26 protein-coding genes are annotated in these 24,950 nt (G+C 66.9%); 18 read left to right on the top strand and 8 right to left on the bottom strand.

The annotated features are described in order from the left end of the window. The first annotated feature begins 27 nt into the window (after positions 1-27). The 3 genes from LC039_RS01830 (at position 28) to LC039_RS01840 (ending at position 1,802) form a co-directional block, all read left to right on the top strand. Complete coding sequence (locus tag LC039_RS01830; RefSeq protein WP_226621355.1) at positions 28-933, top strand: fructose bisphosphate aldolase; 906 nt, start codon at positions 28-30, stop codon at positions 931-933. 162 nt (positions 934-1,095) lie between these two features. Further along, the gene (locus tag LC039_RS01835) at positions 1,096-1,323 is read left to right on the top strand and encodes a hypothetical protein (RefSeq protein ID WP_226621356.1); all 228 of its coding nucleotides are present in this window, start codon (positions 1,096-1,098) and stop codon (positions 1,321-1,323) included. Positions 1,324-1,346: 23 nt separating this feature from the next. Next, entirely contained in the window at positions 1,347-1,802 is a 456-nt protein-coding gene (locus LC039_RS01840; RefSeq protein ID WP_226621357.1) for a host attachment protein, read from the top strand. A 94-nt stretch (positions 1,803-1,896) separates the two neighbouring features. On the opposite strand, the gene LC039_RS01845 is transcribed toward LC039_RS01840, so the two are convergent. Next, complete coding sequence (locus LC039_RS01845; protein ID WP_226621358.1) at positions 1,897-2,448, bottom strand: TIGR00730 family Rossman fold protein; 552 nt, start codon at positions 2,446-2,448, stop codon at positions 1,897-1,899. 108 nt (positions 2,449-2,556) lie between these two features. On the opposite strand from LC039_RS01845, the gene LC039_RS01850 reads away from it, so the two are divergent. The 5 genes from LC039_RS01850 to LC039_RS01870 all read left to right on the top strand — a co-directional run bounded on the left by LC039_RS01850 (position 2,557) and on the right by LC039_RS01870 (position 9,729). Beyond that, the gene (locus tag LC039_RS01850) at positions 2,557-3,834 is read left to right on the top strand and encodes a LysM peptidoglycan-binding domain-containing protein (RefSeq protein WP_226621359.1); all 1,278 of its coding nucleotides are present in this window, start codon (positions 2,557-2,559) and stop codon (positions 3,832-3,834) included. 217 nt (positions 3,835-4,051) lie between these two features. Further along, positions 4,052-5,863 (top strand): ABCB family ABC transporter ATP-binding protein/permease, encoded by a 1,812-nt coding sequence (locus LC039_RS01855; protein WP_226621360.1) that lies wholly within the window; start codon positions 4,052-4,054, stop codon positions 5,861-5,863. Between the two features lie 290 nt (positions 5,864-6,153). Then, the gene (locus LC039_RS01860; protein ID WP_226621361.1) at positions 6,154-8,307 is read left to right on the top strand and encodes a malate synthase G; all 2,154 of its coding nucleotides are present in this window, start codon (positions 6,154-6,156) and stop codon (positions 8,305-8,307) included. 142 nt (positions 8,308-8,449) lie between these two features. Next, positions 8,450-8,878, top strand: a complete 429-nt coding sequence (locus tag LC039_RS01865) for a GlcG/HbpS family heme-binding protein (protein WP_226621362.1) — start codon at positions 8,450-8,452, stop codon at positions 8,876-8,878. A 65-nt stretch (positions 8,879-8,943) separates the two neighbouring features. Beyond that, the gene (locus tag LC039_RS01870) at positions 8,944-9,729 is read left to right on the top strand and encodes a gamma-glutamyl-gamma-aminobutyrate hydrolase family protein (RefSeq protein ID WP_226621363.1); all 786 of its coding nucleotides are present in this window, start codon (positions 8,944-8,946) and stop codon (positions 9,727-9,729) included. A 15-nt stretch (positions 9,730-9,744) separates the two neighbouring features. Here the strand turns inward: LC039_RS01870 and kynU are convergent, their stop codons facing one another. Further along, positions 9,745-10,953 (bottom strand): kynureninase, encoded by a 1,209-nt coding sequence (gene kynU / locus LC039_RS01875; RefSeq protein WP_226621364.1) that lies wholly within the window; start codon positions 10,951-10,953, stop codon positions 9,745-9,747. Between the two features lie 238 nt (positions 10,954-11,191). Here kynU and LC039_RS01880 point away from each other — a divergent pair, with 238 nt between their 5' ends. From LC039_RS01880 to LC039_RS01900, 5 genes are all read left to right on the top strand, one after another. After that, complete coding sequence (locus tag LC039_RS01880; protein ID WP_226621365.1) at positions 11,192-11,644, top strand: methyltransferase family protein; 453 nt, start codon at positions 11,192-11,194, stop codon at positions 11,642-11,644. 136 nt (positions 11,645-11,780) lie between these two features. Beyond that, a complete protein-coding gene (locus LC039_RS01885) occupies positions 11,781-13,355 on the top strand; it encodes a Re/Si-specific NAD(P)(+) transhydrogenase subunit alpha (protein WP_226621366.1) in 1,575 nt (524 codons plus the stop codon). 15 nt (positions 13,356-13,370) lie between these two features. Continuing rightward, a complete protein-coding gene (locus tag LC039_RS01890; protein WP_226621367.1) occupies positions 13,371-14,804 on the top strand; it encodes an NAD(P)(+) transhydrogenase (Re/Si-specific) subunit beta in 1,434 nt (477 codons plus the stop codon). Positions 14,805-15,198: 394 nt separating this feature from the next. After that, a complete protein-coding gene (tig, locus tag LC039_RS01895; RefSeq protein WP_226621368.1) occupies positions 15,199-16,530 on the top strand; it encodes a trigger factor in 1,332 nt (443 codons plus the stop codon). A gap of 155 nt (positions 16,531-16,685) precedes the next feature. Further along, a complete protein-coding gene (locus tag LC039_RS01900) occupies positions 16,686-17,369 on the top strand; it encodes a DUF2270 domain-containing protein (protein WP_226621369.1) in 684 nt (227 codons plus the stop codon). Positions 17,370-17,456: 87 nt separating this feature from the next. On the opposite strand, the gene rplI is transcribed toward LC039_RS01900, so the two are convergent. The 3 genes from rplI to rpsF are packed head-to-tail and all read right to left on the bottom strand — an operon-like array spanning position 17,457 to position 18,700. After that, a complete protein-coding gene (gene rplI, locus LC039_RS01905; protein ID WP_226621370.1) occupies positions 17,457-18,074 on the bottom strand; it encodes a 50S ribosomal protein L9 in 618 nt (205 codons plus the stop codon). A 12-nt stretch (positions 18,075-18,086) separates the two neighbouring features. Then, complete coding sequence (rpsR, locus tag LC039_RS01910) at positions 18,087-18,314, bottom strand: 30S ribosomal protein S18 (RefSeq protein ID WP_089844216.1); 228 nt, start codon at positions 18,312-18,314, stop codon at positions 18,087-18,089. Positions 18,315-18,337: 23 nt separating this feature from the next. Next, positions 18,338-18,700, bottom strand: coding sequence for a 30S ribosomal protein S6 (gene rpsF, locus LC039_RS01915; protein ID WP_226621371.1), 363 nt, complete (start codon positions 18,698-18,700; stop codon positions 18,338-18,340). Positions 18,701-19,049: 349 nt separating this feature from the next. Between rpsF and LC039_RS01920 the strand changes: the two genes are divergently transcribed. Next, on the top strand, positions 19,050-19,232 hold the full coding sequence (locus LC039_RS01920; RefSeq protein ID WP_226621372.1) for a hypothetical protein: 183 nt from the start codon (positions 19,050-19,052) through the stop codon (positions 19,230-19,232). Positions 19,233-19,543: 311 nt separating this feature from the next. Then, complete coding sequence (locus LC039_RS01925) at positions 19,544-20,116, top strand: YceI family protein (protein ID WP_226621373.1); 573 nt, start codon at positions 19,544-19,546, stop codon at positions 20,114-20,116. Between the two features lie 268 nt (positions 20,117-20,384). Here LC039_RS01925 and LC039_RS01930 read toward each other — a convergent pair whose 3' ends face one another. From LC039_RS01930 to LC039_RS01940, 3 genes are read right to left on the bottom strand one after another with little or no spacing between them, the layout of a single operon-like run. Continuing rightward, positions 20,385-21,170, bottom strand: coding sequence for an Asp/Glu racemase (locus tag LC039_RS01930; RefSeq protein WP_226621374.1), 786 nt, complete (start codon positions 21,168-21,170; stop codon positions 20,385-20,387). Next, entirely contained in the window at positions 21,167-22,318 is a 1,152-nt protein-coding gene (locus LC039_RS01935) for a M24 family metallopeptidase (RefSeq protein WP_226621375.1), read from the bottom strand. The genes LC039_RS01930 and LC039_RS01935 overlap by 4 nt, the downstream gene beginning before the upstream one ends. Positions 22,319-22,372: 54 nt before the next feature. Next, positions 22,373-23,035, bottom strand: coding sequence for a helix-turn-helix transcriptional regulator (locus LC039_RS01940; RefSeq protein WP_226621376.1), 663 nt, complete (start codon positions 23,033-23,035; stop codon positions 22,373-22,375). Between the two features lie 247 nt (positions 23,036-23,282). Here LC039_RS01940 and LC039_RS01945 point away from each other — a divergent pair, with 247 nt between their 5' ends. From LC039_RS01945 to tatC, 3 genes are read left to right on the top strand one after another with little or no spacing between them, the layout of a single operon-like run. Next, positions 23,283-23,498, top strand: a complete 216-nt coding sequence (locus LC039_RS01945) for a twin-arginine translocase TatA/TatE family subunit (RefSeq protein WP_066100275.1) — start codon at positions 23,283-23,285, stop codon at positions 23,496-23,498. A 4-nt stretch (positions 23,499-23,502) separates the two neighbouring features. Beyond that, the gene (gene tatB / locus LC039_RS01950; protein WP_092420939.1) at positions 23,503-23,985 is read left to right on the top strand and encodes a Sec-independent protein translocase protein TatB; all 483 of its coding nucleotides are present in this window, start codon (positions 23,503-23,505) and stop codon (positions 23,983-23,985) included. Continuing rightward, entirely contained in the window at positions 23,982-24,911 is a 930-nt protein-coding gene (gene tatC / locus LC039_RS01955) for a twin-arginine translocase subunit TatC (RefSeq protein WP_226621377.1), read from the top strand. Before tatB ends, tatC begins: the two co-directional genes overlap by 4 nt. The last annotated feature ends 39 nt before the right edge of the window (positions 24,912-24,950 follow it).

A 24,950-nucleotide genomic window follows, 5' to 3' on the forward strand; every position in this document is an offset into this window, starting at 1 on the left:
TTTTAACGATCTTACAGAGGATCCTCCATGGCACAGGACAAGGCCGTTTTTGCAAAGCAAAAAGACCAGATGGCGAACGGCAAGGGCTTCATCGCCGCGCTCGACCAGTCCGGCGGCTCGACCCCCAAGGCGCTGCTGCAGTACGGCGTCGAGGAAAGCGAATACAACGGCGAAGCCGAGATGTTCGGCGAGATCCATAAGATGCGCACCCGCATCATCACCGCCCCCGACTTCACCAATGACAAGGTGCTCGGCGCGATCCTCTTCGAGCGCACCATGCGCGGCGAGATCGACGGGCTGCCCACCGCCCAGTACCTGTGGGAAAAGCGCGGCGTGGTGCCCTTCCTGAAGATCGACAAGGGTCTGGCGGATCAGGAAAACGGCGTGCAGGTGATGAAGCCGATGCCGGGCCTCGAAGACCTGCTCAACGACGCGGCGCAGAACTTCGGCATCTTCGGCACCAAGGAACGCTCGGTGATCCACGAGGCGAATGCCGAAGGCATCGAAGCCGTGGTGGCACAGCAGTTCGAAGTGGGCCGCGCGGTGATCGCCGCGGGCATGGTGCCGATCCTCGAGCCGGAGGTGAACATCCATTCCGAGACCAAGGAAGAGGCCGAGGCGCTGCTCGAGGCGTCGCTGGCCAAGCACCTCGACACGCTGGCCGAGGGCGAGGATGTGATGATCAAGCTGACCATCCCGAGCAAGCCGGGCCTCTACGACGGTCTCGCCGATCACCCGCGCGTGGTGCGCGTGGTCGCGCTCTCGGGTGGCTATTCCACCGACGAGGCCTGCGAGCGCCTGTCGAAGAACTCCAAGATGATCGCCTCCTTCAGCCGCGCGCTGGCCGAGGGCCTGTCGAAGAAACAGTCCGACGGTGACTTCAACGCGCTGCTCGGCAGCAACATCGAGAAGATCTACCAGGCGTCGCTCTGATCCGCGCCTGACAGCTTGCGGCCCCGCGGGGCCCTGCGCGCCCGGTCTCTGTTCCAGAGGCCGGGCGTTTCTTCGTGATCCGGCGTGAGTCCGCCGCCGCCGGGATTAGGGAACGCGGCCGCGGACCCGGGCGTTGACGGATCAGAAGCAAAGGAGGACCCTATGTCTGAGCGCAAGAGATCGCAGGACGGGCGCAGCGAAACCGCCGAGCTGCTGGAAGGTGTGCCGGTCACGCCGGGCGCAACCGCGCAGGAAGGCCGCAAGGGCGGCGAGATCGCCCGCAAGGTTGGCACTCGCGACGAGGAGAAGCGGGTGGACGAAACCTCTGCCGGGGCGACCCGCCCGCTGGCGCAGGACCAGGACGGCAGCGGCGACAAGGAAAAGGTCTGAGCAAGCGCGAAGGAGGAAAGACGATGGCGATTCTCACCAATGGCACTTGGGTTCTGGTTGCGGACGGCGAAAAAGCGCTGTTCCTGCGCAATGACGTGGACGAGCAGGACCCCGACCTGAACGTCGTGCGCATCGAGACCCAGGAGAACCCGTCCGACCGCGAACAATCGGCCAACCGGCCGGGCCGGATGCACGATGGCGGGCCGGGTCAGAAGTCGGCCGTGGAGGACACGGACTGGCACGAACTGGCCAAGGAACGCTTTGCCGACGAGCTGGCGGAGATCCTCTACAAGCAGGCCCACAAGGGCCGGTTCGAGCGCATCGTTCTGGTCGCGCCGCCGGCCACGCTGGGCGAACTGCGCGGTAAGCTCCATAAGGAGGTTGCGGACAAGGTGGTGGCCGAGCTGGACAAGACGCTGACCAATCACCCGCTCGACAAGATCGAGAAACTGCTGCGTGACGAACTCGCCCCGGCCTGATCCGGGCGCCGCATTCAAGCCAAAACGCCGCTCTCACAGAGCGGCGTTTTTCTTTTTATAATAGATCTTTGATGCGTGCTCTTAACGTTCTTCCTCAGGTCAGCTCCCGCGCCAGGATATCCATCACCCCCTCGGGGCTCTCGGCGCTGTGCAAGAAGTCGAGCAGCGAGGCCTCGGCGAACCCCTGCGCCACCACGTGCTCGAGCAGCGCCTTGAGGGGGGTCCAGAACCCCTCGGTGTCGAGCAGCACGATCGGCTTGGCGTGCAGGCCGAGCTGGCGCCAGGTCAGCGCCTCGAAAAACTCGTCGAGGCTGCCTGCGCCGCCGGGCATCAGCACCACCGCGTCGGCGTTCATCAGCATGACCTTCTTGCGCTCGTGCATGGTCTCGGTGATCACGAAGCGGGTGAGGTCGGTCTTGCCCACCTCGCGCGACAGAAGATGCGTCGGGATCACGCCGAAGGTTTCGCCACCCGCCTCCTGCGCCGCCCGCGCGACCTCGCCCATCAGCCCCACGTCGCCAGCGCCATAGACAAGACGCCAGCCTTGCTGTGCAATGGAAGTGCCGAGCTTTTTTGCATCGGCAGCGTAGCTGGATGCCGTTCCGTGGCGCGAGCCGCAATAAATGCAGACAGATTTGGCGGTCATGTGGATAATCCAGTAAAATGCTGTTTTGACGGGTGATAACGGGATTGTTATAGGTTCTCAACCGCGCTCATGTGGACGGGTCGAGCGCCGTGTGTGGGATTTATTGAAATGAACAACAAGCTCTGGGTTTGGATCGGACTGGGCGCGGCGGCTATTTTGGGCGCGCTTTACGTCAGTGGCGTGATCGGGCCGCAGACCGCTGGGCTGAGCCTCCCGGCGGTGACCGAGGTCACCGAGGAGCCTGCCACGGCAGAGCCGCCCAAGGTCAGCGCATCAGCGCCTGCCTCAGAGCCATCTTCCGAAACTGCCGAGAGCGGCGCCGACCCCGCCGCGCCTCAGGGAGCGGCTAAAGAGGTCGCGGGGACCGAGGCCGACGCCGATGAAGACGCCGCTAGCGCGTCCGGGACAGAGATCGCCCTCGCACTGCCCGAAGACGGCGCGCCCGCGGTCGAGGCCGAAGTGGCCCCGAATACGGACTCCGAGGATGCGGCAGCGACCGAGGACCCGGTTACACCGAGCTTCGATCTCGTGCGCGCCGAGCCCGGCGGCCTCGTTACCGTCGCGGGCCGCGCTGAGCCCGGCAGCGAGGTCGTGCTGTTGCTCGACGGCGCCGAGGAGCTGACCAGCCGGGTTGGCAGCGACGGGCGGTTCGCCGCCTTCTTCGATCTGCCCGCCTCGGATGTGCCGCAGGTGCTGCGCCTGCGGATGACCGCGGACGGCGAACAGATCGAGTCCCAGCAGGAGGTGATCCTCACCCCGCCGGTCACGCCGCGCGTTGCGGGAGAGCAGGGCGAGGCGGACGCGGAAACCGAGCTTGCCTCGGCCGGGACCGGCGAGGCCCCCGAGGCCGCGGCACCCACCGTGCTGCTGTCGGATGCCGGCGGCGTCGAAGTGATGCAGGGCGCGCAGCCGCTGGCGCCGGGCGGCGTGGCGATCGACGCGATCACCTATGACGACACGGGCGGGGTCGAGCTTTCGGGCCGCGGCAATGGCGAGGCCTTCCTGCGCGTCTACCTCGACAACAGCGAGATCACCACGCTGCAGGTGGCCGCCGACGGGCGCTGGCAGGTTGCACTGCCGCAGGTCGACGCGGGCACCTACACGCTGCGGGTGGACCAGATCGACGCGGGCGGCAAGGTCTCGGCCCGGGCCGAGAGCCCGTTCCGCCGCGAGCCGCCGGAGAAGCTTGCCGCCGCCGCCGCGGAGCTGCCGGGCGCCGAGGAGGTCAGCGCGGTGACCGTGCAGCCGGGCAACACGCTCTGGGCCATCGCGCGCGAGCGCTACGGCGACGGCATGGCCTACGTGCGGCTGTTTGAGGCCAACAAGACGCAGATCCGCGACCCCGACCTGATCTACCCCGGCCAGATCTTCGATTTCCCCGAATGAGCCTGCGGGCCGCAATGAGCCTCGGGTGCGACTAAGCCTTCGGGCCGCTACCGCAGCGGGCGGCTCCGGGCACGCATGCCCCTGACCTGAGGCCGGGAGCGGCGCTGCACCGGCGGGTGCAAAGGGGCGTGCACAGGGGCCTGTGCGGTTCGGTCCTCTGGCCTTTGGAACTTCATCGGGATAAAGGCATGGGCCGCCAAGCGAAGAGAGCCGAGCCATGCCCCCCGACGCCGACCAGATTGCCATCGACGATGCCGAGCGCCGTTCCGGCCTCCGCACCATCCGCCGTGTCGCTCCCTACCTCTGGCCCGAAGGCGAGCCGTGGGTGAAGCGCCGCGTGGTGATCTCGCTGTTGATGCTGGTCGCCGCCAAGCTGATCGCCGTGGGCACGCCGATGCTCTACAAGCAGGCGGTGGACAAGCTGGGGGGCGAGGTCTCGACGCTGCTTCTGGGTGCGGTCGGGCTGACGCTGGCCTACGGCATGGCGCGCATTCTCAACGCGGCGTTCCAGCAGGCGCGGGACGGGGTCTTCGCCAAGGTCGGCCAGCGCGCGCTGCGCAAGCTGGCGCTGGAGACCTTCACCCACATCCACAAGCTCTCGCTGCGCTATCACATCACCCGCAAGACCGGCGGGCTGAGCCGGATCATCGAGCGCGGGGTGAAGGGCGTCGAGTTCCTGCTGCGCTTCATGCTGTTCTCGGTCGGCCCGCTGATCCTCGAACTGCTGCTCGTCGGCATCGTGCTCTTCTGGCTCTTCGACATCTGGTACCTGGCGGTGGTGGCGGTGACCATCGCGCTCTACGTCTGGTTCACCTTCGCGGTGACCGAATGGCGCGTGCGCCTGCGCCGCCGGATGAACGCGCAGGACACCGATGCCAACCAGAAGGCGATCGACAGCCTGCTGAACTTCGAGACGGTGAAGTATTTCAACGCCGAGGGCCGCGAGGCAGCGCGTTACGACGACGCCATGCGCGGCTACGAGGATGCCGCGGTGAAGACGGCGACCTCGCTGGCGATGCTGAACTTCGGCCAGGCGCTGATCATCAACCTCGGGCTGGTTGCGGTCATGGTCATGGCGGCCATCGGCGTGCAGAACGGCAGCCTGACCGTGGGCGATTTCGTCATGGTCAACGCCTACATGATCCAGATCACCATGCCGCTCAACTTCCTCGGCACGGTCTACCGCGAGATCCGCCAGAGCCTCGTCGACATGGGCCAGATGTTCGACCTGCTGGACCAGCCCGCCGAGGTCTCGGACAAGCGCGGCGCGCCGGCGCTGGCCGTTGGCGGCGGCGCGGTGCAGTTCGACAGGGTGCGCTTCGGCTACGATGCCGAGCGGGAAATTCTCAAGGGCATCTCGCTGACCGTCGGCGCGGGCGAAAGCGTGGCTCTGGTCGGGCCGTCGGGCTCGGGCAAGTCGACCATCGGGCGGCTGCTGTTCCGCTTCTACGACGTCTCGGGCGGGGCGATCCGCATCGACGGGCAGGACCTGCGCGACGTGACGCAGGACAGCCTGCACGCCTCCATCGGCGTGGTGCCGCAGGACACCGTGCTGTTCAACGACACGATCCGCTACAACATCGCCTACGGCAAGGACGCGGCCACCGAGGCCGAGGTCATCGCCGCGGCGAAGTCGGCGCAGATCCACGACTTCATCAGCTCGCTGCCCGAGGGCTATGACACGATGGTCGGCGAGCGCGGGCTGAAGCTGTCGGGCGGCGAGAAGCAGCGTGTCGGCATCGCCCGGACGCTGCTCAAGGATCCGCCGATCCTGCTGCTCGACGAGGCGACCTCGGCGCTCGACACCGAGACCGAGGCGTCGATCCAGAGCGCGCTGCGGCGGGCGGGCGAGGGGCGCACGGTGCTCACCATCGCCCACCGCCTGTCGACCATCGCCGATGCCGACCGCATCGTCGTGCTGGAAAAGGGCGAGGTGGTCGAGGAGGGCACCCACGAGGCGCTGCTCGCCCGGGCCGGACGTTACGCGCAGCTCTGGGCTCTGCAGCAGGCCGAGGAGCGCGCGGCCTGAGGGCAACGGGCTTTCAAGACATAGGGAATATGGGGCGCAGGCGGCAGGCCTGCGCCCTTTTGCCGTTCCCGGCGCAGGTATCGAGGCGCGGCGGGGCTTGGCGGCTGCGCTGTGCCGGGCCTATCCTTTGCGCGACAGAGACGGGCGCCGAAGGCACGGCTGCGGATCGACTATCGGCTTGGCGAATAGTGGCTGGTGGGTTTTGGTTAGGATTTTTTACCACGCTTGTTGCCTATCGGAAACTTGTTTCCTAAACGTGACGCAATCAAGATTCCGAAGGAGGTGTCCCCATGACTGCCAGCACGACCACCCGCATCGATCGCCACGGCCTGCAGATCGACCCGGTGCTCTGCACATTCGTCGAGGAAAAGGCCCTGCCGGGCTCCGGCGTCGAGGCGGATGCCTTCTGGGCGGCGCTGTCGCAGCTGGCGCATGAGTTCGGCCCGCGCAACGCGGCGCTGCTCGCCAAACGCGATGCGCTGCAGGAGAAGATCGACGCCTGGCACAAGGCCAACCCCGGCGTGCCCGACCTGCCGAGCTACACCGCCTTCCTCGAGGACATCGGCTACCTGCTCCCCGAGGGGCCGGACTTCGACATCGAGACCGAGAACACCGACCCCGAGTTCGCCTCGGTGCCCGGGCCGCAGCTGGTGGTGCCGATCACCAACGCCCGCTACGCGCTGAACGCCGCCAACGCGCGCTGGGGCTCGCTCTACGATGCCTTCTACGGCACCGACGCCATGGGTTCGACCCCGCCGAAGGGCGGCTTCGACGCCGCGCGCGGCAAGGAAGTGGTGGCCAAGGCCAAGGCCTTCCTCGACGAGAACTTCCCGGTGGCGGGCGGCAGCCATGCCGAGGCGGCGGGCTACGCCGTCGAGGGCGGCGCTCTGCTCGTCGGCGGCAAGCCCCTGGCCAAGCCCGAGCAGTTCTCCGGCTACCGCGGCGACGCGTCGTCGCCCGAGGCGGTGCTGCTGGTCAACAACGCGCTGCACGTCGAACTGGTCATCGACCGCACGCATTTCATCGGCAAGGACGATGCCTCCGGCCTCGCGGACGTGCTGATGGAATCCGCGATCTCGGCGATCATGGACTGCGAGGACTCGGTCGCCTGCGTCGACGGCGAGGACAAGGCGCTGGCCTATACCAACTGGCTCGGCCTGATGAAGGGCGACCTGGCCGACACATTCGAGAAAGGCGGCAAGCAGGTCACCCGTACGCTCAACGCCGACCGCAGCTACACCGCGCCCGACGGCTCGGAGCTGGTGCTGAAGGGGCGGGCGCTCATGCTGGTGCGCAACGTCGGCCACCTGATGACCAACCCGGCGATCCTGCTGAAGGACGGCTCGGAGATCTTCGAGGGCCTGATGGACGCGATGATCACCACGCTCATCGCCAAGCACGACCTGGCCAAGGACAGCGGTCCGCGCAACTCGACCCAAGGTTCGGTCTACGTGGTGAAGCCGAAGATGCACGGCCCGGAAGAGGTGGGTTTCGCCGACGAGATCTTTAGCTTCGTCGAGAAGGCGCTCGGCCTGCCGCAATACACCGTAAAGCTCGGCATCATGGACGAGGAACGCCGCACCTCGGCCAACCTCAAGGAATGCATCCGCGCCGCCAAGAATCGCGTCGCCTTCATCAATACCGGGTTCCTCGACCGCACCGGCGACGAGATGCACACGGCGATGGAAGCGGGCCCGATGCTGCGCAAGGGCGACATCAAGGGCACCAAGTGGATCGCCTCCTACGAGGATCGCAACGTCGACATCGGCCTTGCCTGCGGGCTGCGCGGCAAGGCGCAGATCGGCAAGGGCATGTGGGCCATGCCCGACCTGATGGAGGCGATGCTCGAGGCGAAGATCGGCCACCCCAAGGCGGGGGCCAACTGCGCCTGGGTGCCGTCGCCCACCGCCGCGACGCTGCACGCGCTGCACTACCACATGGTCGACGTGCTGGCGCGCCAGGCGGAGATCGCCGAAGGCGGGCCGCGTGGCACGCTCGAGGATCTGCTGACCATTCCCGTCGCCGCCGGCGCCAACTGGTCCGAAGAGGAAATCCGCGAGGAGATCGAGAACAACGCCCAGGGCATCCTCGGCTACGTGGTGCGCTGGGTCGACCAGGGGGTCGGCTGCTCGAAGGTGCCGGACATCCACGACGTCGGCCTGATGGAAGACCGCGCGACTTGCCGTATCTCCTCGCAGCATCTGGCCAACTGGCTCCACCATGGGGTTGTCTCCGCCGAGGAAGTGCGCGGCGTGATGGAGAAGATGGCCGCCGTGGTGGATCGCCAGAACGCCGGGGATTCCGCTTACATCCCGATGGCGCCGGGCTTTGACACCGTGGCCTACAAGGCCGCCTGCGATCTGGTGTTCGAGGGCCGGGTGCAGCCCTCGGGCTATACCGAGCCGGTGCTGCACAAGCGGCGGCTGCAACTGAAGGCGGGCTGATCGCGACATCCGGGACGCCGACGCGTTTGAGGCGCGCCGGAGCGAGGGGGCCGTCTGCCCCCTCGCACGCCCCCGAGGATATTTTCATCTAGACGAAGGGGCGGGCGCGGCGCGTCTGCCGGGAGACAGGGAGAGAGAGACGATGGCTGGAATTTCGCTGAGCCGGGCGCGGACGATCATCCGCAAGGCGCTGGACGCCGGGAAAGAGGCGGGCATGGCGCCGCTGTCGGTGGTGGTGCTCGACGCGGGCGGCCATGTGCAGGCCTTCGAGCGGCAGGACGGCGCCTCGCCGGGCCGTTTCGAGATCGCCTTCGGCAAGGCCTATGGCGCGGTGATGCTGGGCATGCCCGGCTCGGCGCAGATGGCGCGGGCCGAGGCGCAGGCCTATTTCATCGCCGCTGCCAACGGCGCCTTCGGCGGCAAGCTGATCCCGGTGCCGGGCGGGGTGCTGGTCAAGGATGCCAAGGGCCGCACGCTGGGCGCGGTGGGAGTCACCGGCGACAGTTCGGACAATGATGCCGCTGCCGCAAAAGCGGGCATCGAGGCGGTGGGGCTCACGGCGGTCATCTGAGCCACCTTTCTAAGTGCCTCTCCGTGCCTTATGTTTGACCCAAACAGGCAAGGAGAGGCATGCAAATGACCCGCCCCGTCGTCGGCATCATCGGAAACCAGCATCTGCTCAACGAGCATTATCCCGCCCATGCGGGCGGGGTGATGAACACCGAGGCCGTGGCCTGCGTCTCGCGCTGCCTGCCGCTGCTGATCGCGGCGGACCCGCGCTATGTCTCGGTCGAGGAGTTGATGGAAACCTGCGACGGCTTCCTGCTCACCGGCGGGCGGCCCAACGTGCACCCCGAGGAATACGGCGAGGAGGCGACCGAGGCGCATGGCGCCTTCGACCGCGCCCGCGATGCCATCGTGCTGCCGCTGGTGCGCGCCTGCGTCGAGCGCGGCCAGCCGTTCCTCGGCATCTGCCGCGGCTTCCAGGAGGTCAACGTCGCCATGGGCGGCACGCTCTATCCGGAGATCCGCGACCTGCCGGGGCGGATGAACCACCGCATGCCCCCCGATGGCACGCTCGAGGAGCGCTTTGCCCTGCGCCACAAGGTGACGCTGAGCGAGGGCGGGCGGTTCCACAAGCTTTTCGGTGCCACCGAGGTGATGACCAACACGCTGCACGGGCAGGGCATCAAGCGCCCCGGCGAGTGCATCGAGATCGAGGGGATGGCGCCCGACGGCACGCCCGAGGCGCTCTACGTCAGGGGCGCGCCGGGTTTCACCATGGCGGTGCAATGGCACCCCGAGTGGGATGCCGCCAACGACCCGGTCTCTCGGCCGCTGTTCACCGCCTTCGGCGACGCGGTGCGGGACTGGGCGAGCCGGTCCGAGGGGCATCACGCCCCCCGGGTGGCCTCTGCCTGAAGGCGCGGGCGAGTATCAGGTAACGCGCTTGCGGCGCTGGTACTTGGGCTGATCCCAGAGCGCGCCGCGCAGGATACGGGCGAGGATCTCCACCGCCTCGCGCACCTCGTCCTCGCCGATGTAGAGCGGGGTGATGCCAAAGCGCATGATGTCTGGCGCGCGGAAATCGCCGATCACCCCGAGGTCGATCAGCGCCTGCATCGCCGCGTAGCCATGCTCGAAGCGGAAGCTCACCTGGCTGCCGCGCCTGTCGTTCTCGCGCGGGGTGGCGAGCTTGAGGCCCGGGCAATGGGTCTCGACCTCCTCGATCATCAGCCCGGTCAGCGCCAGCGAGCGCTTGCGCACCTCCGCCATCTCCACCCGGTCCCAAATATCCAGCGCCGCGTCGAGCGCCGCCATCTGCATCACCGGCGGCGTGCCGACGCGCATCCGCTCGATGCCGGGCGCCGGGCGGTAGCTGCGCTCGAAGGCGAAGGGCGTGTCGTGGCCGAGCCAGCCCGAGAGCGCCGGTTCGGCATGTTCGGCGTGGCGCGGGGCGACGTAGATGAAGGCAGGCGCACCGGGGCCGGCGTTGAGGTACTTGTAAGTGCAGCCGACGGCGAAATCCGCCTTGCCGCCCGCCACGTCCACCGGCACCGCGCCGGCAGAATGCGCCAGGTCCCAGATCGCCAGTGCGCCCATCTCGTGCGCCTTGGCGGTGAGCGCGGCGACGTCGTGGCGGCGGCCGGTGCGGTAGTCGACCTCGGTCACCAGCAGCACGGCGACGTCCTCGGTGATCTCCTCCTCCAGCCGGTGCGGCTCGGCGAGGCGCAGCTCGTAGTCGTCGCCCAGAAGCTCGATCAGCCCCTCGGCCATGTAGAGATCGGAGGGGAAGTTGCCGGTGTCCGACAGGATCACCTTGCGCCCCGGGTTCAGCGCCACGGCGGCGGCCAGCGCCTGGAAGACCTTGATCGACAGCGTGTCGCCGACCACCGTGTGGCCCGTCTCGGCGCCGATCAGACGGCCGATGCGGTCGCCGAGGCGCGTCGGCATCTCCATCCAGTTGCAGGCGTTCCAGCCGGTGATGAGATGCGCGCCCCATTCCTCGGTCAGCATGGTCTCGATGCGCCCCGGCGTCGCCTTGGGCAGCGGCCCCAGCGAATTGCCGTCGAGGTAGATCATGCCGAGCGGAAGGTGGAACTGCTGCTTGGTCCAGTCGAAGATGGAGCCTGTGGGGGTGGTCAAGATGCGCCTCCTGCGATGTGGGCCAGCCTCCGGCGCGGGCCGGCGCTGCCGGGTGTCCGCACGGTGCCTCCTGCGGCCGCCGTCATATTGGCGGCGAAAGTGGCGGGGATTTTCGGCAGAGGCAAGATCGCGCTGCGGCATATCGCCCGCGCGACGTGGCGGAAGGGCCGCGCTACACAGGAAAAAACCCTACCGCCGCCGCGCGTTGGCGCCGACCTGCACAGCGAGGAGAGACCCGATGCCGAAGACCCTCGATCTGCCGCCGCTCTGGCTGCTCGCCTGCCTGTGCCTGGCCTGGGCGCAGAAGACCGCGCTGCCGCTGGGGCTCGGCTTCGGCCCGGTCTGGGCGGACCTGCTGGGCGGCCTGTTGGTCGGGGGCGGCGTGCTGCTGTCGCTTCTGGCGCTGCTGGAAATGCGGCGCGCGCGCACCACCTTCATGCCGCATGCGGAGCCGGACCGGCTGGTGACCTCGGGTGTCTTTCGCCTGTCACGCAATCCCATCTACCTCGGGGACGTGATGATTCTGGCCGGATTCATCCTGTTCTGGGATGCGGTGCCGTCGCTCGTGTTGCTGCCGATCTACGTCTGGCTGCTCGAAAAGCGCTTCATCGCGCCCGAGGAGGCGCGGCTGCGGCGAAAGTTTGTTGCCGACTTCCGCAGATATGAGACACAAACAAGAAGGTGGCTTTGAATTTCTTTCGTCATGTGATTAACCGGGTCGTTCCGGTTGTGAGCATGCCGCCGCGCAGGTAGACCATGCGTCAACCGAACAGCAAACAAGAGACCATGAAGGGTCGGACACTCGGCCTAAAAGGGGGACGAATTACGTGAAGATCGGAACGCCGACAGAGATTTTCGAGGGAGAGGCGCGCGTCGCCATGACCCCGGACTCGGCGCTGCAACTGCAGAAGCTGGGTTACGATTGCCTGATACAGTCAGGCGCCGGCGCGAAGGCAGGCTTTGCCGACGCGGCCTATGAGGCCGCTGGCGTGACCGTGGTGGCAGATGCCGCAGCGCTCTGGGCGCAGGCGGATATCGTCGCCAAGGTGCGCCCGCCGAGCGAAGAGGAAGTGGCGTATCTGACGCCCGACAAACTGCTGATCTCCTTCTTCTACCCGGCCTCGAACGAAGCGCTGATGCAGCAGGCCGCCGATCTCGGCGCCTCGGTCATCGCGATGGACATGGTGCCGCGGATCTCCCGCGCGCAGAAGATGGACGCGCTGTCCTCCATGGCCAACATCGCCGGCTACCGCGCGGTGATCGAGGCGGGCAACAACTTCGGCCGCTTCTTCACCGGCCAGGTGACCGCCGCCGGCAAGGTGCCGCCCGCCAAGGTGCTGATCGTCGGCGCCGGTGTGGCCGGTCTTGCGGCCATCGGCACCTCGACCTCGCTGGGCGCCATCACCTATGCCTTCGACGTGCGTCCCGAAGTGGCCGAGCAGGTCGAGAGCATGGGCGCCGAGTTCGTCTACCTCGACTTCGAGGAAGAGCAGGCCGACGGCGCTTCCTCGGGCGGCTACGCCTCGGTTTCCAGCCCCGAGTTCCGCGAAGCCCAGCTCGCCAAGTTCCGTGAACTTGCGCCCGAGATGGACATCGTCATCACCACCGCCCTCATTCCGAACCGGGAAGCCCCCGAACTCTGGACCGAGGACATGGTCAAGGCGATGAAGCCCGGCTCGGTGATCATCGACCTCGCGGCCGAGCGCGGCGGCAACTGCAAGCTGACTGTCAAGGACGAGAAGATCGTCACCGACAACGGCGTGACCATCGTCGGCTATACCGACTTCCCCTCGCGCATGGCGACGCAGAGCTCTTCGCTCTACGCCACCAACGTGCGTCACATGATGGCAGACCTGACGCCCGAGAAGGACGGCACGGTCAACCACAACATGGACGACGACGTGATCCGCGGCGCGACCATCGCGTATGAAAAGGCGATCACCTTCCCGCCGCCGCCGCCGAAAACCAAGGCGATCGCGGCCCAGAAGCCGAAGGAAAAGGCGCCTGAGCTGACGCCGGAAGAGAAGCGCGCGCAGGAAGTGGCCGCCTTCAAGGCGCAGACGAAACAGCAGGTCACGCTGCTGACCGTCGGTGCCGTGCTGCTGCTCGGCGTGGGCCTCGTGGCGCCCGCCAGCTTCATGCAGCACTTCATCGTCTTCGTGCTCTCGGTCTTCGTCGGCTTCCAGGTGATCTGGAACGTCTCGCATTCCCTGCACACCCCGCTGATGGCCGTCACCAACGCCATCTCCTCGATCATCATCCTTGGCGCGCTGATGCAAATCGGCTCGGGCAACTGGCTGGTGATCATCCTTGCCGCGCTTTCGGTTTTCATGGCCGGGATCAACATCTTCGGCGGCTTCCTCGTGACACGGCGCATGCTCGCCATGTTCCAGAAATCGTAAGGAGAGGTGGGGACTATGGAATTCGGATTCACGACGGCGGCCTATGTGGTCGCGGCCGTTCTGTTCATCCTGTCGCTGGGTGGCCTCTCGGGGCAGGAAAGCGCCAAGCGCGCCGTGTGGTACGGCATCGTCGGCATGGGCCTCGCGGTCTTTGCCACGCTGATCGGCCCGGGCTCGGGCCTGTGGCTACTGTCGGTCATCCTGATCGCGGCGGGCGGCATCATCGGCACCTATGTGGCCAAGAAGGTCGAGATGACCGAGATGCCCCAGCTGGTCGCAGCGATGCACTCGCTGGTCGGCCTCGCGGCGGTCTTCGTCGGCTTCAATGCGCATCTCACCATGCGCACGGTCGAAAAGGCCCATGCCGCCGGTGAGGCGGTGCACGGTGCCTTTGCCGAACTGGTGGCCCACAAGACCCCGGTCGAGCTGAGCATCCTGCAGGTCGAGCTGTTCCTCGGCATCTTCATCGGCGCGGTGACCTTCACCGGCTCGGTGATCGCCTACGGCAAGCTGGCCGGCAAGGTGACCTCCAAGGCCGAGAAGCTGCCGGGCGGGCACATCCTGAACGCCTCCGCGGCGGCGCTCTCGGTGATCTGCCTGATCTGGTACATGAACACCGGCGGGCTCTTCCCGGTGCTGATCATGACGCTCTGCGCGCTGTTCATCGGCTACCACCTGATCATGGGCATCGGCGGCGCCGACATGCCTGTGGTGGTCTCGATGCTGAACAGCTACTCGGGCTGGGCCGCGGCGGCCATCGGCTTCTCGCTCTCGAACGATCTGCTGATCGTCGTCGGCGCGCTGGTGGGTTCCTCGGGTGCGATCCTGTCGTACATCATGTGCAAGGCGATGAACCGCTCGTTCGTTTCGGTGATCCTCGGCGGCTTCGGCGGCACCTCGGGTCCGGCCATGGAGGTCGAGGGCGAGCAGGTGGCGATCGACGTCGACGGCGTGGCCTCGGCGCTCGAGGAAGCCGACAGCGTCATCATCGTGCCGGGCTACGGCATGGCGGTGGCGCAGGCGCAGCAGAACGTCGCGGAACTGACCCGCAAGCTGCGCGCCAAGGGCAAGGAAGTGCGTTTCGCCATCCACCCCGTGGCGGGCCGTCTGCCGGGCCACATGAACGTGCTGCTGGCCGAGGCGAAGGTGCCTTACGACATCGTTCTGGAAATGGACGAGATCAACGAGGACTTCCCCGAGACCGACGTGGTCATCGTCATCGGCTCGAACGACATCGTGAACCCCGCGGCGCAGGAAGACCCCAACTCGCCCATCGCCGGCATGCCGGTGCTGGAAGTGTGGAAAGCCAAGCAGGTCTTCGTCAGCAAGCGCGGCCAGGGCACCGGCTACTCGGGCATCGAGAACCCGCTGTTCTACAAGGACAACACGCGGATGTACTACGGTGACGCGAAACAGTCGATCGGCGAGCTGCTGAACAAGATCGGCTGAGCCTGAACGACGAGAAGACAGGGGCCCCGCCAGCGATGGCGGGGCCCTTTTGCTGTGCCGCCACGCCCCCGTCCCGGGCGCGCCCCGGACGGTGAGGGCAGAGTGCGTATTTGGGAAGAGAAGAAGCCGCGTGGGTATCCCTCTGGCTCTTCTTCTCTTTCCAAATACGCATGGCGGCGCGGTGCCGCCCGCGCGGCTTCGGGGCAGGGCGGCGGCCCGCGGGACCTGCCTGTCGGAAGAAATCGGCGGTTTGTGCCTGCAAAGGCGCGGAGCCAGCCATACAGGCGCGTTTCCGCCTTGCATGGACCCTCCGGGACGCATAGAAGACCGCAAATTCGAATTTCGCGGTGGGCCGGAGTCCGTGCCCCCGTATCACGACCACAAGGGAATTGGCATGCAGGTCAACGAGACGCTGAACGAAGGTCTGAAGCGCGCCTACGAACTCATCCTCACCGCGGAAGAGCTCGATGCGAAGGTGAACGAAAAGCTCGTCGAGGCGCAGCCGGAAATCGAGATGAAGGGCTTCCGCAAGGGCAAGGTTCCGATGCCGCTGCTCAAGAAGCAGTTCGGCCAGCGCGTGCTGGGCGAAAGCATGCAGGAAGCCATCGACGGTGCGATGAACGAGCACTTCGAGAAGACCGGCGATCGTCCGGCGCTCCAGCCGCAGGTCAAGATGACCAACGACGACTGGAAAGAGGGTGACGACGTCACCGTCGAGATGAGCTACGAGAAGCTGCCGGAAGTCCCGGAAATCGACGCGTCGAAACTGTCGCTCGAGAAGCTCGTGGTGAAGGCCGATGACGCCGCCGTCGACGAGGCGCTGGCGCAGCTCGCCGAGAACGCGCAGGACTTCAAGGACCGCCGCAAGGGCTCCAAGGCGAAAGACGGCGACCAGGTGGTCATCGACTTCGTCGGCAAGGTCGACGGTGAGGCCTTCGAAGGCGGCTCCGCCGAGGATTACCCGCTGGTTCTGGGCTCCAACTCCTTCATCCCCGGCTTCGAAGAGCAGCTGGTCGGCGTGAAGGTCGAGGAAGAGAAGGCCGTCGAGGTCAGCTTCCCCGAAGAGTACGGTGCCGAGCACCTCGCCGGCAAGGCCGCCGTCTTCGACGTGACCGTCAAGGCCGTCAAGGAGCCGGTTGCCGCAGAGATCGACGACGAGCTGGCCAAGAAGTTCGGTGCCGAGGACCTCGAAGGCCTGAAAGGCCAGATCCGCGAGCGTCTCGAAGCCGAATACGCCGGTGCCTCGCGCCAAGTGCTGAAGCGCGCCATGCTCGACGCCCTGGATGAGCAGGTGTCCTTCGACCTGCCGCCGAGCCTGGTTGAGGCGGAAGCCAAGCAGATCGCGCACCAGCTCTACCACGAAGAGCACCCGGACGATCACGGCCACGACCACGGCGAGATCGAGCCCACCGACGAGCACAACAAGCTCGCCGAGCGCCGCGTGCGCCTTGGCCTGCTGCTCGCCGAGATCGGCCAGAAAGCCGAGATCGAGGTGACCGACCAGGAAATGACCCAGGCGATCATGATGCAGGCGCGTCAGTACCCGGGCCAGGAACGTGCCTTCTTCGACTTCGTGCGCCAGAACGCCCAGATGCAGCAGCAGCTGCGCGCGCCGATCTTCGAAGACAAGGTCATCGACCACATCGCCGAAGGCGCGACCGTGTCCGAGAAAGAGGTCTCCAAGGACGACCTCATGAAAGCCGTCGAAGCGCTCGACGAAGAGTAATTCCGCGCGATATCGCCGGACCCAAGGGCCGCCCTCCGGGGCGGCCCTTTTGCATGTGCGGCATGGCACGCCCTGTCAAGGCTGCAGCTGCGGCGGGGAATTTTCTTGCCGTGTCGCGCGCTTGCGTGTGATCCTGACGGCAGGGAGGGTGCCCGATGGAGCCATCAGAGCCCGGAAACGGTTGCCGCAAGGTGCTGGATGCGGCAGAGATCGGCGCGCTGGCGCATCTCTACCGCGGCGAGGTCTACCGCTCGACCATCTGGCGCACCCGGCTCGACACCACGACGAACTGGGCGGTGGTGACGCTGGGCATCGCGCTCTCGATCTCCTACAGCTCGCCCGCGGCCTCGCCGCTGCCGCTGATCCTCGTCGGCATCCTGATCCTGTTCTTCCTGATGCTCGAGGCGCGGCGCTACCGCTACTTCAACGTCTGGCGCGCGCGCTGCCGCTGGATGGAGACGCATTTCTTCGCCCCCATGCTGCACGACGGCGATCTGCACATGGAGGAGGGCTGGCAGGAGGTGCTGGCGCAGGACTACTGGCGGCCGCGCTACCACGTCTCGGTCTGGGTGGCGATCGGCCGGCGCATCCGGCGCAACTACGTGTGGATCCTGCTGATCCAGAGCGTCGCCTATATCGGCAAGCTGCTGGTCCACCCCGAGCCGCTGAGCTCGGCGGCGGAGTTCGTCGCGCGGGCGGCGGTGGGGCCGATCCATGGTCTCGTGGTGCTGGGGGCGGGGCTGCTCTACTGCCTGGTCTGGGGCGCCGCGGCGCTCTGGAGCTGGCAAGACGACCGGCGGCGCGCGCGGCGGCGCCGGGACCGGACGAGCATGGGTTAGGCGCGACACCCGACGGTCACCCACTCAAAGAAAAACCGCGCCGGAAGGCTCCGGCGCGGTTTCGACTGTGCGGTGATCCGAGTGGGATCAGGCGTTGTCTTCGGTCTCTTCGGCTTCGGCGGCTGCCGGAGCTTCGTCCTCGTCCGATGCGGCGCTGCCGATATCGTCGAAGAGTTCCGAGATCTCGAATTCGGCCTGGGCCTCTTCCTCGGCTGCCAGTTCCTGGATCGACTTGCCCGACGCCTGCAGCTCTGCCTCTTCGGGCGAACGTGCGACGTTGAGGTTGATGGTGACCATCACCTCGGGGTGCAGGTGAACTTCCACCTCGTGCAGGCCGAGCTCTTTGATCGGCTGACGGATGATGACCTGCTTGCGGTCGATCGAGAAGCCTTCGGCGGTGGCGACATCTGCGGCGTCACGGGTGGTGACGGAGCCGTAGAGGTTGCCGCCATCGGAGGCCTGGCGAATCACGACGAACTGCTGGCCGCCAAGCTTCTCGCCGAGGGCTTCGGCTTCTTGCTTGGACTCGAGGTTGCGGGCCTCGAGCTGGGCTTTCTGTGCTTCGAAGGAGGCGATGTTCTCTTTCGAGGCGGTCAGCGCCTTGCCCTGCAGCAGCAGGTAGTTGCGGGCATAGCCGGGTTTGACGTCGACGACATCGCCCATCTGGCCGAGCTTGGCCACGCGCTCCAGAAGAATGACTTGCATGGGTCTCTCTCCTTATTTCACGACGTAGGGCAGCAGGGCGAGGAAGCGGGCGCGCTTGATGGCACGGGCCAGTTCACGCTGCTTCTTTGCCGACACTGCGGTGATGCGGGACGGGACGATCTTGCCGCGCTCGGAGATGTAGCGCTGCAGCAGACGGGTGTCTTTGTAGTCGATCTTGGGTGCATTGTCGCCCGAGAAGGGGCAGACCTTGCGGCGGCGGAAAAACGGTTTTGCAGCCATGGTTTTAGCTCCTCTCGTTCAGATCAGTTGCGGGGACGGCGGTCGCCGCGGCCCTCGCGCTCATCGCGCTTCTGCATCTGCACCGAGGGGCCCTCGGCGTGCTCTTCGACCTTGATCGTCAGAACGCGCATGACGTCGTCATGCAGGCGCATCAGGCGCTCCATTTCCTGGACCGCGGTCGCCGGGGCGTCGGTCTTCAGGAAGGCGTAGTGGCCCTTGCGGTTCTTGTTGATCTTGTAGGCCATGGTCTTCACGCCCCAGTACTCGGATTCGACGACCTTGCCGCCGTTGTCCGAGAGGACGGTGCCGAAATGTTCGACGAGACCTTCAGCCTGCGCGTTGGAGAGGTCCTGACGCGCAATGAAAACATGCTCATAAAGCGGCATGTGTGCTCCATTTCTATCCGGGCGCATTTCATAGGGCAGGCGATCCACTCCGCTCCTGCCCACGAGAGTCTGCGCGGTTCACATCATCTCGCGGAGGGATGGTGCTCTATACACGCTCGGGCGCGGGATACAAGCCTCGATCCGGCGGGAAAGGTGATTAACGGTTCCTCAAGAAACGCTCTCCATAACCTCGCGGAAGGTCGGCAGGGAAACCGCGGTGAATCGCCGGTTTGCCCCATTGCCGTCGAGATTGGGGACCACACACGTCAGCAGGACGGCGTGAGCAGGTGAGGAGGCAGGCGCGATGTCGATGGGCGGGTTTCGCAGTTCCCGGAATTCCGGGGACGAGGTGACGGGCATTCTGCTGCGGATCTGCGGCCAGATGCTGGGCTTTGGACTTGCGCTCTCGGCCTTCGCGCTCTGGCTGATGCCCGGCGCCGCGGAGGGGCTGTCGCTGGGGCGGCTGATGGCCTCGCTCGGCCTGCTGCTCACCGGGGTGAGCGCCGTGCTGCTCTGCGAGGATCGCCGCTAGGGCGACGGTGCGCGACCCTACCGCGCGAGCGGGCGCGTCGGCAGAGCCAGAGGAAAAGCATAGGCTTGAGGGGCTGCGGGCTTTCAGGGCATCTTCACTGTCGGAGCCTCGGGTTCTGAAGGAAGTGGCGCGGGCAGGTCGCCACCGGCCTCTCGATAGCCCGCGCGTCTTCGGTCTTGTAACTGTGCGCATGTGCGCGCCTGCAAGTGTTCGATTTTCAACAGACCCTGTGGAGGCAGGCCGAATTGCCGCGGCGCGGCAAATCACGACATGTTCGGGCATCGAAACGCAACCCCCCGGAGATATCCGACATGAAATCCCTTCTTCTCGCCGGCGCTGTTGCGCTTGCTCCGATCGCAGCCTTTGCCGCGCCCGAAACCTATGTCTTCGACGCGAGCCACACGCAGATCGTGTTTTCCTACAACCACCTCGGCTTCTCGACCGGCTACGGCATGTTCGGCGGCTTCGAAGGTGAAATCCAGTACGACGCCGAAGACCCGGCAGCCTCCAGCGTCACCACCTCCTGGGACGTGACCACCATGCTCACCGGCTGGGAAGCCCGCTACGACCACTTCATGAGCGGTGACTTCTTCGGCGCGTCGGACGACAAGACCGTCGCCTTCACCTCGAAGTCGATCGAAGTGACCGGCGACGACACCGGCCTGATCACCGGCGACCTGACGCTGAACGGCGTGACCAAGGAAGTCGTGCTCGACGCGGTCCTGACCCAGGCCGGCGAGCACCCGATGGAAGGCAAGCCCTGGCTCGGCTTCCACGCCACCACCACGCTGATCCGTTCGGACTACAACCTCGGCATGTTCGCGCCCTACGTCAGCGACGAAGTCGAGGTCGAGATCTCGATCGAGGCGATGAAGGCCGAGTGATCCGGCCTGGCCCTGTTCCTGCGGGGACGGGGCGTCTTTGGTAACGAGTGACGCGTCAAGAGATGTACCAGTGCCCCCCGGAGCCCATGGCTTCGGGGGTTGTTTTTTTGGCGGGGAGCGCACTGCGGCGGGCGCCCGCGTGGCGCCGGGCGCGAGAACCGCCCGAGCTGATGCGCGCCTGCGAAGGCTTTCTTGCCGTGGTGATGCCGCTCCGGGGCCACGCGAAGACGCCGTGCGAATACGATGAGCGGGGTCTGCCGCCGTGGCGCTACTCGGCGGCGCGGACCGTGCCTGCGGTGGTCATCTGCAGCAGCCGTCCCGGTCCCTGCGCCCGCGCGCCCGCCAGCCGCGCCATGTGCCAAGCGAGCACCGTGTTGCTGGCCAGAACGGGCAGGCCGATGGTCTCTTCCAGCGCCGCGATCACCGGCAGGGTGCGCAGGTTCGTGCAGGACAGGAAGAGCGCGTCCACAGGCTCCGGGCTCTCGGCGACCAGCTGCTGCCCGGCTACAAGGACAGAACCCGCCGAGATGCGGACCACCCGCGCTTCCTCCTCGATCAGGAAGCTGCCGAAGGTCGGGGTCTCGATGCCCGCCGCCGCCAGCACCGCGCGCAGCCGGTCCGAGACCGGCGCGATGTAGGGCGAGAGCAGGGCGAGGCGGCGCAGGCCAAGCGCGGCACAGGCGGCGATCAGCGCCGAGACCGGCTCGGTCACATGCGGGGCAGGGACCGCCTTGCGAATGCGCGCCGCGACCTCCGCCGCGCCGATCTGCGCGGTGCCCGAGGTGCAGCCATAGCCGACCGCGGCCAGCCGCGCGCCCCCCGGAAAGAGCGCCGCGGAGGCGGTCATGTAACCCTCCATCGCCGCCAGCGTGTCCGGCGTGACCTCGGCGCCCGAGGGGATGCGGCTGACCAGCAGCTCCAGCTCGGGCGGCAGCAGGCGGTGCAGGTCCGGCTCGATGGTCTCGTCCGATTGCAGCACGATCAGCCCGACCTGCGTCGGGCGCTGCGGCTCCAGGTCGTGCGGGAAGTGAACTCCGTTGTCCTGGCGCGTCATGTCGGCAGCTCCGGCAGGTGGGTGGCGGGGGTTGTCAGCCACTCGGCGCCGCTCTCGCGGATCACGAGGTCTTCCTCGTGCACCAGCATCCGTCCGGCGCCGAGCGCGATCCCCGGCTCCAGCGTCAGCACCATGCCCGGCTCGAGCAGCGTGTCGTCGGCGGGGATCAGCGAGGGCGGCTCGGTAAGTTGCATGCCGAGCCCATGGCCGAGCCGTCCGACCTCGGAGCCGCCGCAGATCGGCGCCATGGCGTGGAAGACATCGGCGGCCCGCGCGCCGGGCCTGGCGGCGGCAAAGCCCGCCTGCACCGCTTCGAGCAGCCGGGCGTGGGCGTCCAGCACCTCGGCTCCGGCGCGGCCGAGCGAGACATTCCGGTCGAAATCGCAGAAATAGCCGTCCAGCATCAGCCCGGTGTCGAGCATGAGCACGTCGCCCTCGCGCAGCGGGGCATCGGTTGCAGGGGAGATCACGTCGCCATAGCCACCGGGGCCGGCGGCGCCGGCGAGGTAGGGTACCCAATCCGCGCCCTCGTCGAGCGCCAGCATCTGGAAGCGGCGGAAGACCTGCGCCAGCGGCACGCCGGGGCGGGCGATCTCGGGCAGCCGGGCAAAGGCGCGGGTGCCGACGTCGCAGGCGGCGCGGATGCGGTCGATCTCGCCCTCGGATTTCACCATGCGCAGCGCCCGCAGGACGCCGCCGTCGGGGCCGAAGAGCCGGTCGTGCAGCCGGTGCTTCAGCGCCTCCCAGCTCGAGAGCGGCATGCGCAAGTGGGTCTCGTCGCCGCTCGGCACGCCGACCCATTCGCCGGGCGGCACCGCCTCGGCCAGCGCCTCGGCGAGCAGGGTGATGCCGTCGTCCTCGTAGTCCGGAGAGCGCCAGGTGCGGATATCGCGGATCCAGCACTGCGCCATGAGATGCGCGCCGATCGAGGGGATCACCGCCACCGGGTCGCCCTCGGCGGGCACCACGAGGAACCAGGGCCGTGTCGGGCTCTCCCAGAAGCGGGTGAGGAAGCCGGTGAAATAGCGGATCTCGGGCTCTGTGGTCAGCAGCAGCGCCGAGATGCCGGACATGGCCATGCGGGCCTGCGCCCGGGCCAGCCGGGCGCGGTACTCCGAGGGGCCGAAGCCACGGGAAGGCGCGCGCATGTCCATGGCGCAGCGTGGCTTTGCCGGGGCCGCCCGGTCAAGCGCGAAGCGCGGTCAGCCCTGCTGTGCCCGGAAATCGGCGAGGCTCTTGCCCGGTTCGTCCACGAACAGCCCGGGCAGGGGGGTGACGTCGGTCACCTGGTCGATGCGCAGGGTCTCGAAGCCGCGCGTGGTCTCGTTCCAGGTGATGCAGGTCCAGATGCGGCCCCAGTAGTCCATGTGCAGCGGCCGCAGGTCCTGCGGCGCGGCGCGGTCCTTCAGCGTCACCCGGAGCTTCTGCCGGGCGCGGATGGCGGCACGGAAATCGGGCATGAAGCGAAAGCCCTCGGCGGCCTCGCGGAACGGGTAGGTGGCAAAGCCGAAGGCGCCGCCGGGCGTGCCGTCCTCGGGCAGCAGCGCGTCGATCCGGGCCGAGAGCGCCTCGGCGGCCTCGGCGAGATCGGGCAGGCCGCCCTGTCCCACGGCGGCGAGGCCGAGATGCAGTGCCTCCAGTTCCAGCTCGCTGAGATTCAGCGGCGGCAGGGTGAAGGCGGCGCGGGCGGTGTAGCCGCGGCCGCGCTCGCCCTCGACCGGCACGCCGGAGGCGGCGAGCGTGTCCATGTCGCGGTAGATGGTGCGCACCGAGACGCCCAGTTCCTCGGCCAGCGCCTCGGCGGTGTGCAGCGATCCGTCCTTGAGACGGGTCATCAGGGCGTAGAGCCGGTCTGACTTCTTCATCGGCGGCCTTCCGGGCAGGGGCGATTCGCGGAACGGGCAGGGCCTGCGAGCGCCCCAACTGACAGTTTATTGGCACCTGACAGAATACTGGCAAAAAGAGGAAAGAAAACCCCGTCCAGCGGGCCGGCTGGCCGGCTTTGCGCCTTCCGCGTCGCCGGCAGGGATCCTAAAACCCGGGTACAGATTTCGACGTGCCGCTTCGGGGACACCCGGCAAGGGTTGGAGCGGCCAAAGGGAGACTAAGGACATGCTCAACAATATCGGCCTTCCGGGCCTTCTTCTGATCGCCGTCGTGGTGCTGGTTCTGTTCGGCCGCGGCAAGATTTCCAGCCTCATGGGCGAAGTCGGCAAGGGCATCACCGCCTTCAAGAAGGGCGTGAGCGAAGGCGGCAAGGAGCTTGAGGACGAAAAGGCGGAAGAGGCCAAGGACGTGACGCCCGAGAGCGAGAAAGACAAGGTCTGATCCCATGTTCGATCTTGGCTGGTCGGAACTCATGGTCATCGGGATCGTGGCGCTCATTGTCGTGGGCCCCAAGGATCTGCCGGTGCTGTTCCGCAATGTGGGTCGCTTCATGGGCAAGGCGCGCGGCATGGCGCGCGAGTTCAGCCGCGCGATGAACGACGCGGCGGACGAGGCGGGCGTGCGCGACGTGGCCAAGACGCTCAAGACGGCGACCAACCCGGTGAACTCGGCCATGGACGGGGTGCGCGATGCCGCCAAGTCGATGACCGACCCCACGCCCCCGAAGAAGACCGAGGGGCTGAAGGAAGATCCCGGCGCGCTCGACGCAGAGCGGGCCGCGAACAAGCAGAAGATCGAGGCCGGCGCCGCCCGTGCTGCTGCCGAGCGCCAGAAGCGCGAGGCGGAGGCCGCGGCCAAGAAGGCCGAGGACGCCGCGAAGAAGGCCGAAGAGCTGGAAGCGGCGCTGAAGAAAGACGGTGAGGCATGAGCCAGGTGGACCATGACGATATCGACGACAGCTCGGCGCCGCTGATCGAGCACCTGGCGGAGCTGCGTACGCGGCTCATCCGGGCCGTGGCGGCCTTCATCGTGGGCATCGTGCTGGCCTTCACCGTGGCCGAGCCGATCCTGCAGTTCCTGCTCGGCCCGATCGAGGAGACGCTGCGCGCGCTTGGCGATCCGTCGCCCACCATGCAGTACACCTCGCCGCAGGAATACCTGTTCACCCTGTTCCGCATCTCGATGGTCTTCGGCTTCGGCCTGGCCTTCCCGGTGATCTCGTTCCAGCTCTGGCGCTTCGTCGCGCCGGGGCTCTACAAGTCCGAGAAGAACGCCTTCCTGCCGTTCATGATCGCCTCGCCGATCATGTTCCTGCTGGGCGCGAGCTTTGCGCATTTCGTGGTGACGCCGCTGGCGATGCAGTTCTTCCTCGGCTTCGCCGACGTCAGCTCGATCTTCGCCGACCTGCTGCAGCGGGCCACCGACGGCATGCCGTCGGACCTGCCGGTGGACACGGCGGTGGTGCCGGAAACCACCGAGGGCATGAAGATCACCTTCTTCGGCAAGGTGAACGAGAGCCTCGACATCACGCTCAAGTTCATCGTCGCCTTCGGCCTGTGCTTCCAGTTGCCGGTGCTGCTGACGCTGATGGGCAAGGCCGGGCTGGTCTCAGCCGCGGGTCTTGGCTCGGTCCGCAAATACGCGGTGGTGGCGATCCTGGTGCTGGCCGCGCTGGTCACGCCCCCGGATGTGACCACGCAGGCGATCCTCTTCGTCGTGGTCTACGGCCTCTACGAAGTGTCGATCTTCCTGGTGCGCATCGTCGAGCGCAAGCGCGAGAAGGAACTGCGCGCCCAGGGCCTGTGGTTCGACGATGAAGACGAAGACGAGGGTCAGGAGGACCGCACCCCGTGACGAGTAAAGCGTTGAAACGCATCGCGGAGGCGCTGGAGC

Source organism: Alloyangia pacifica (assembly GCF_020524285.1).
In the GTDB taxonomy this organism is placed as follows: Bacteria; Pseudomonadota; Alphaproteobacteria; order Rhodobacterales; family Rhodobacteraceae; genus Salipiger; species Salipiger pacificus_B.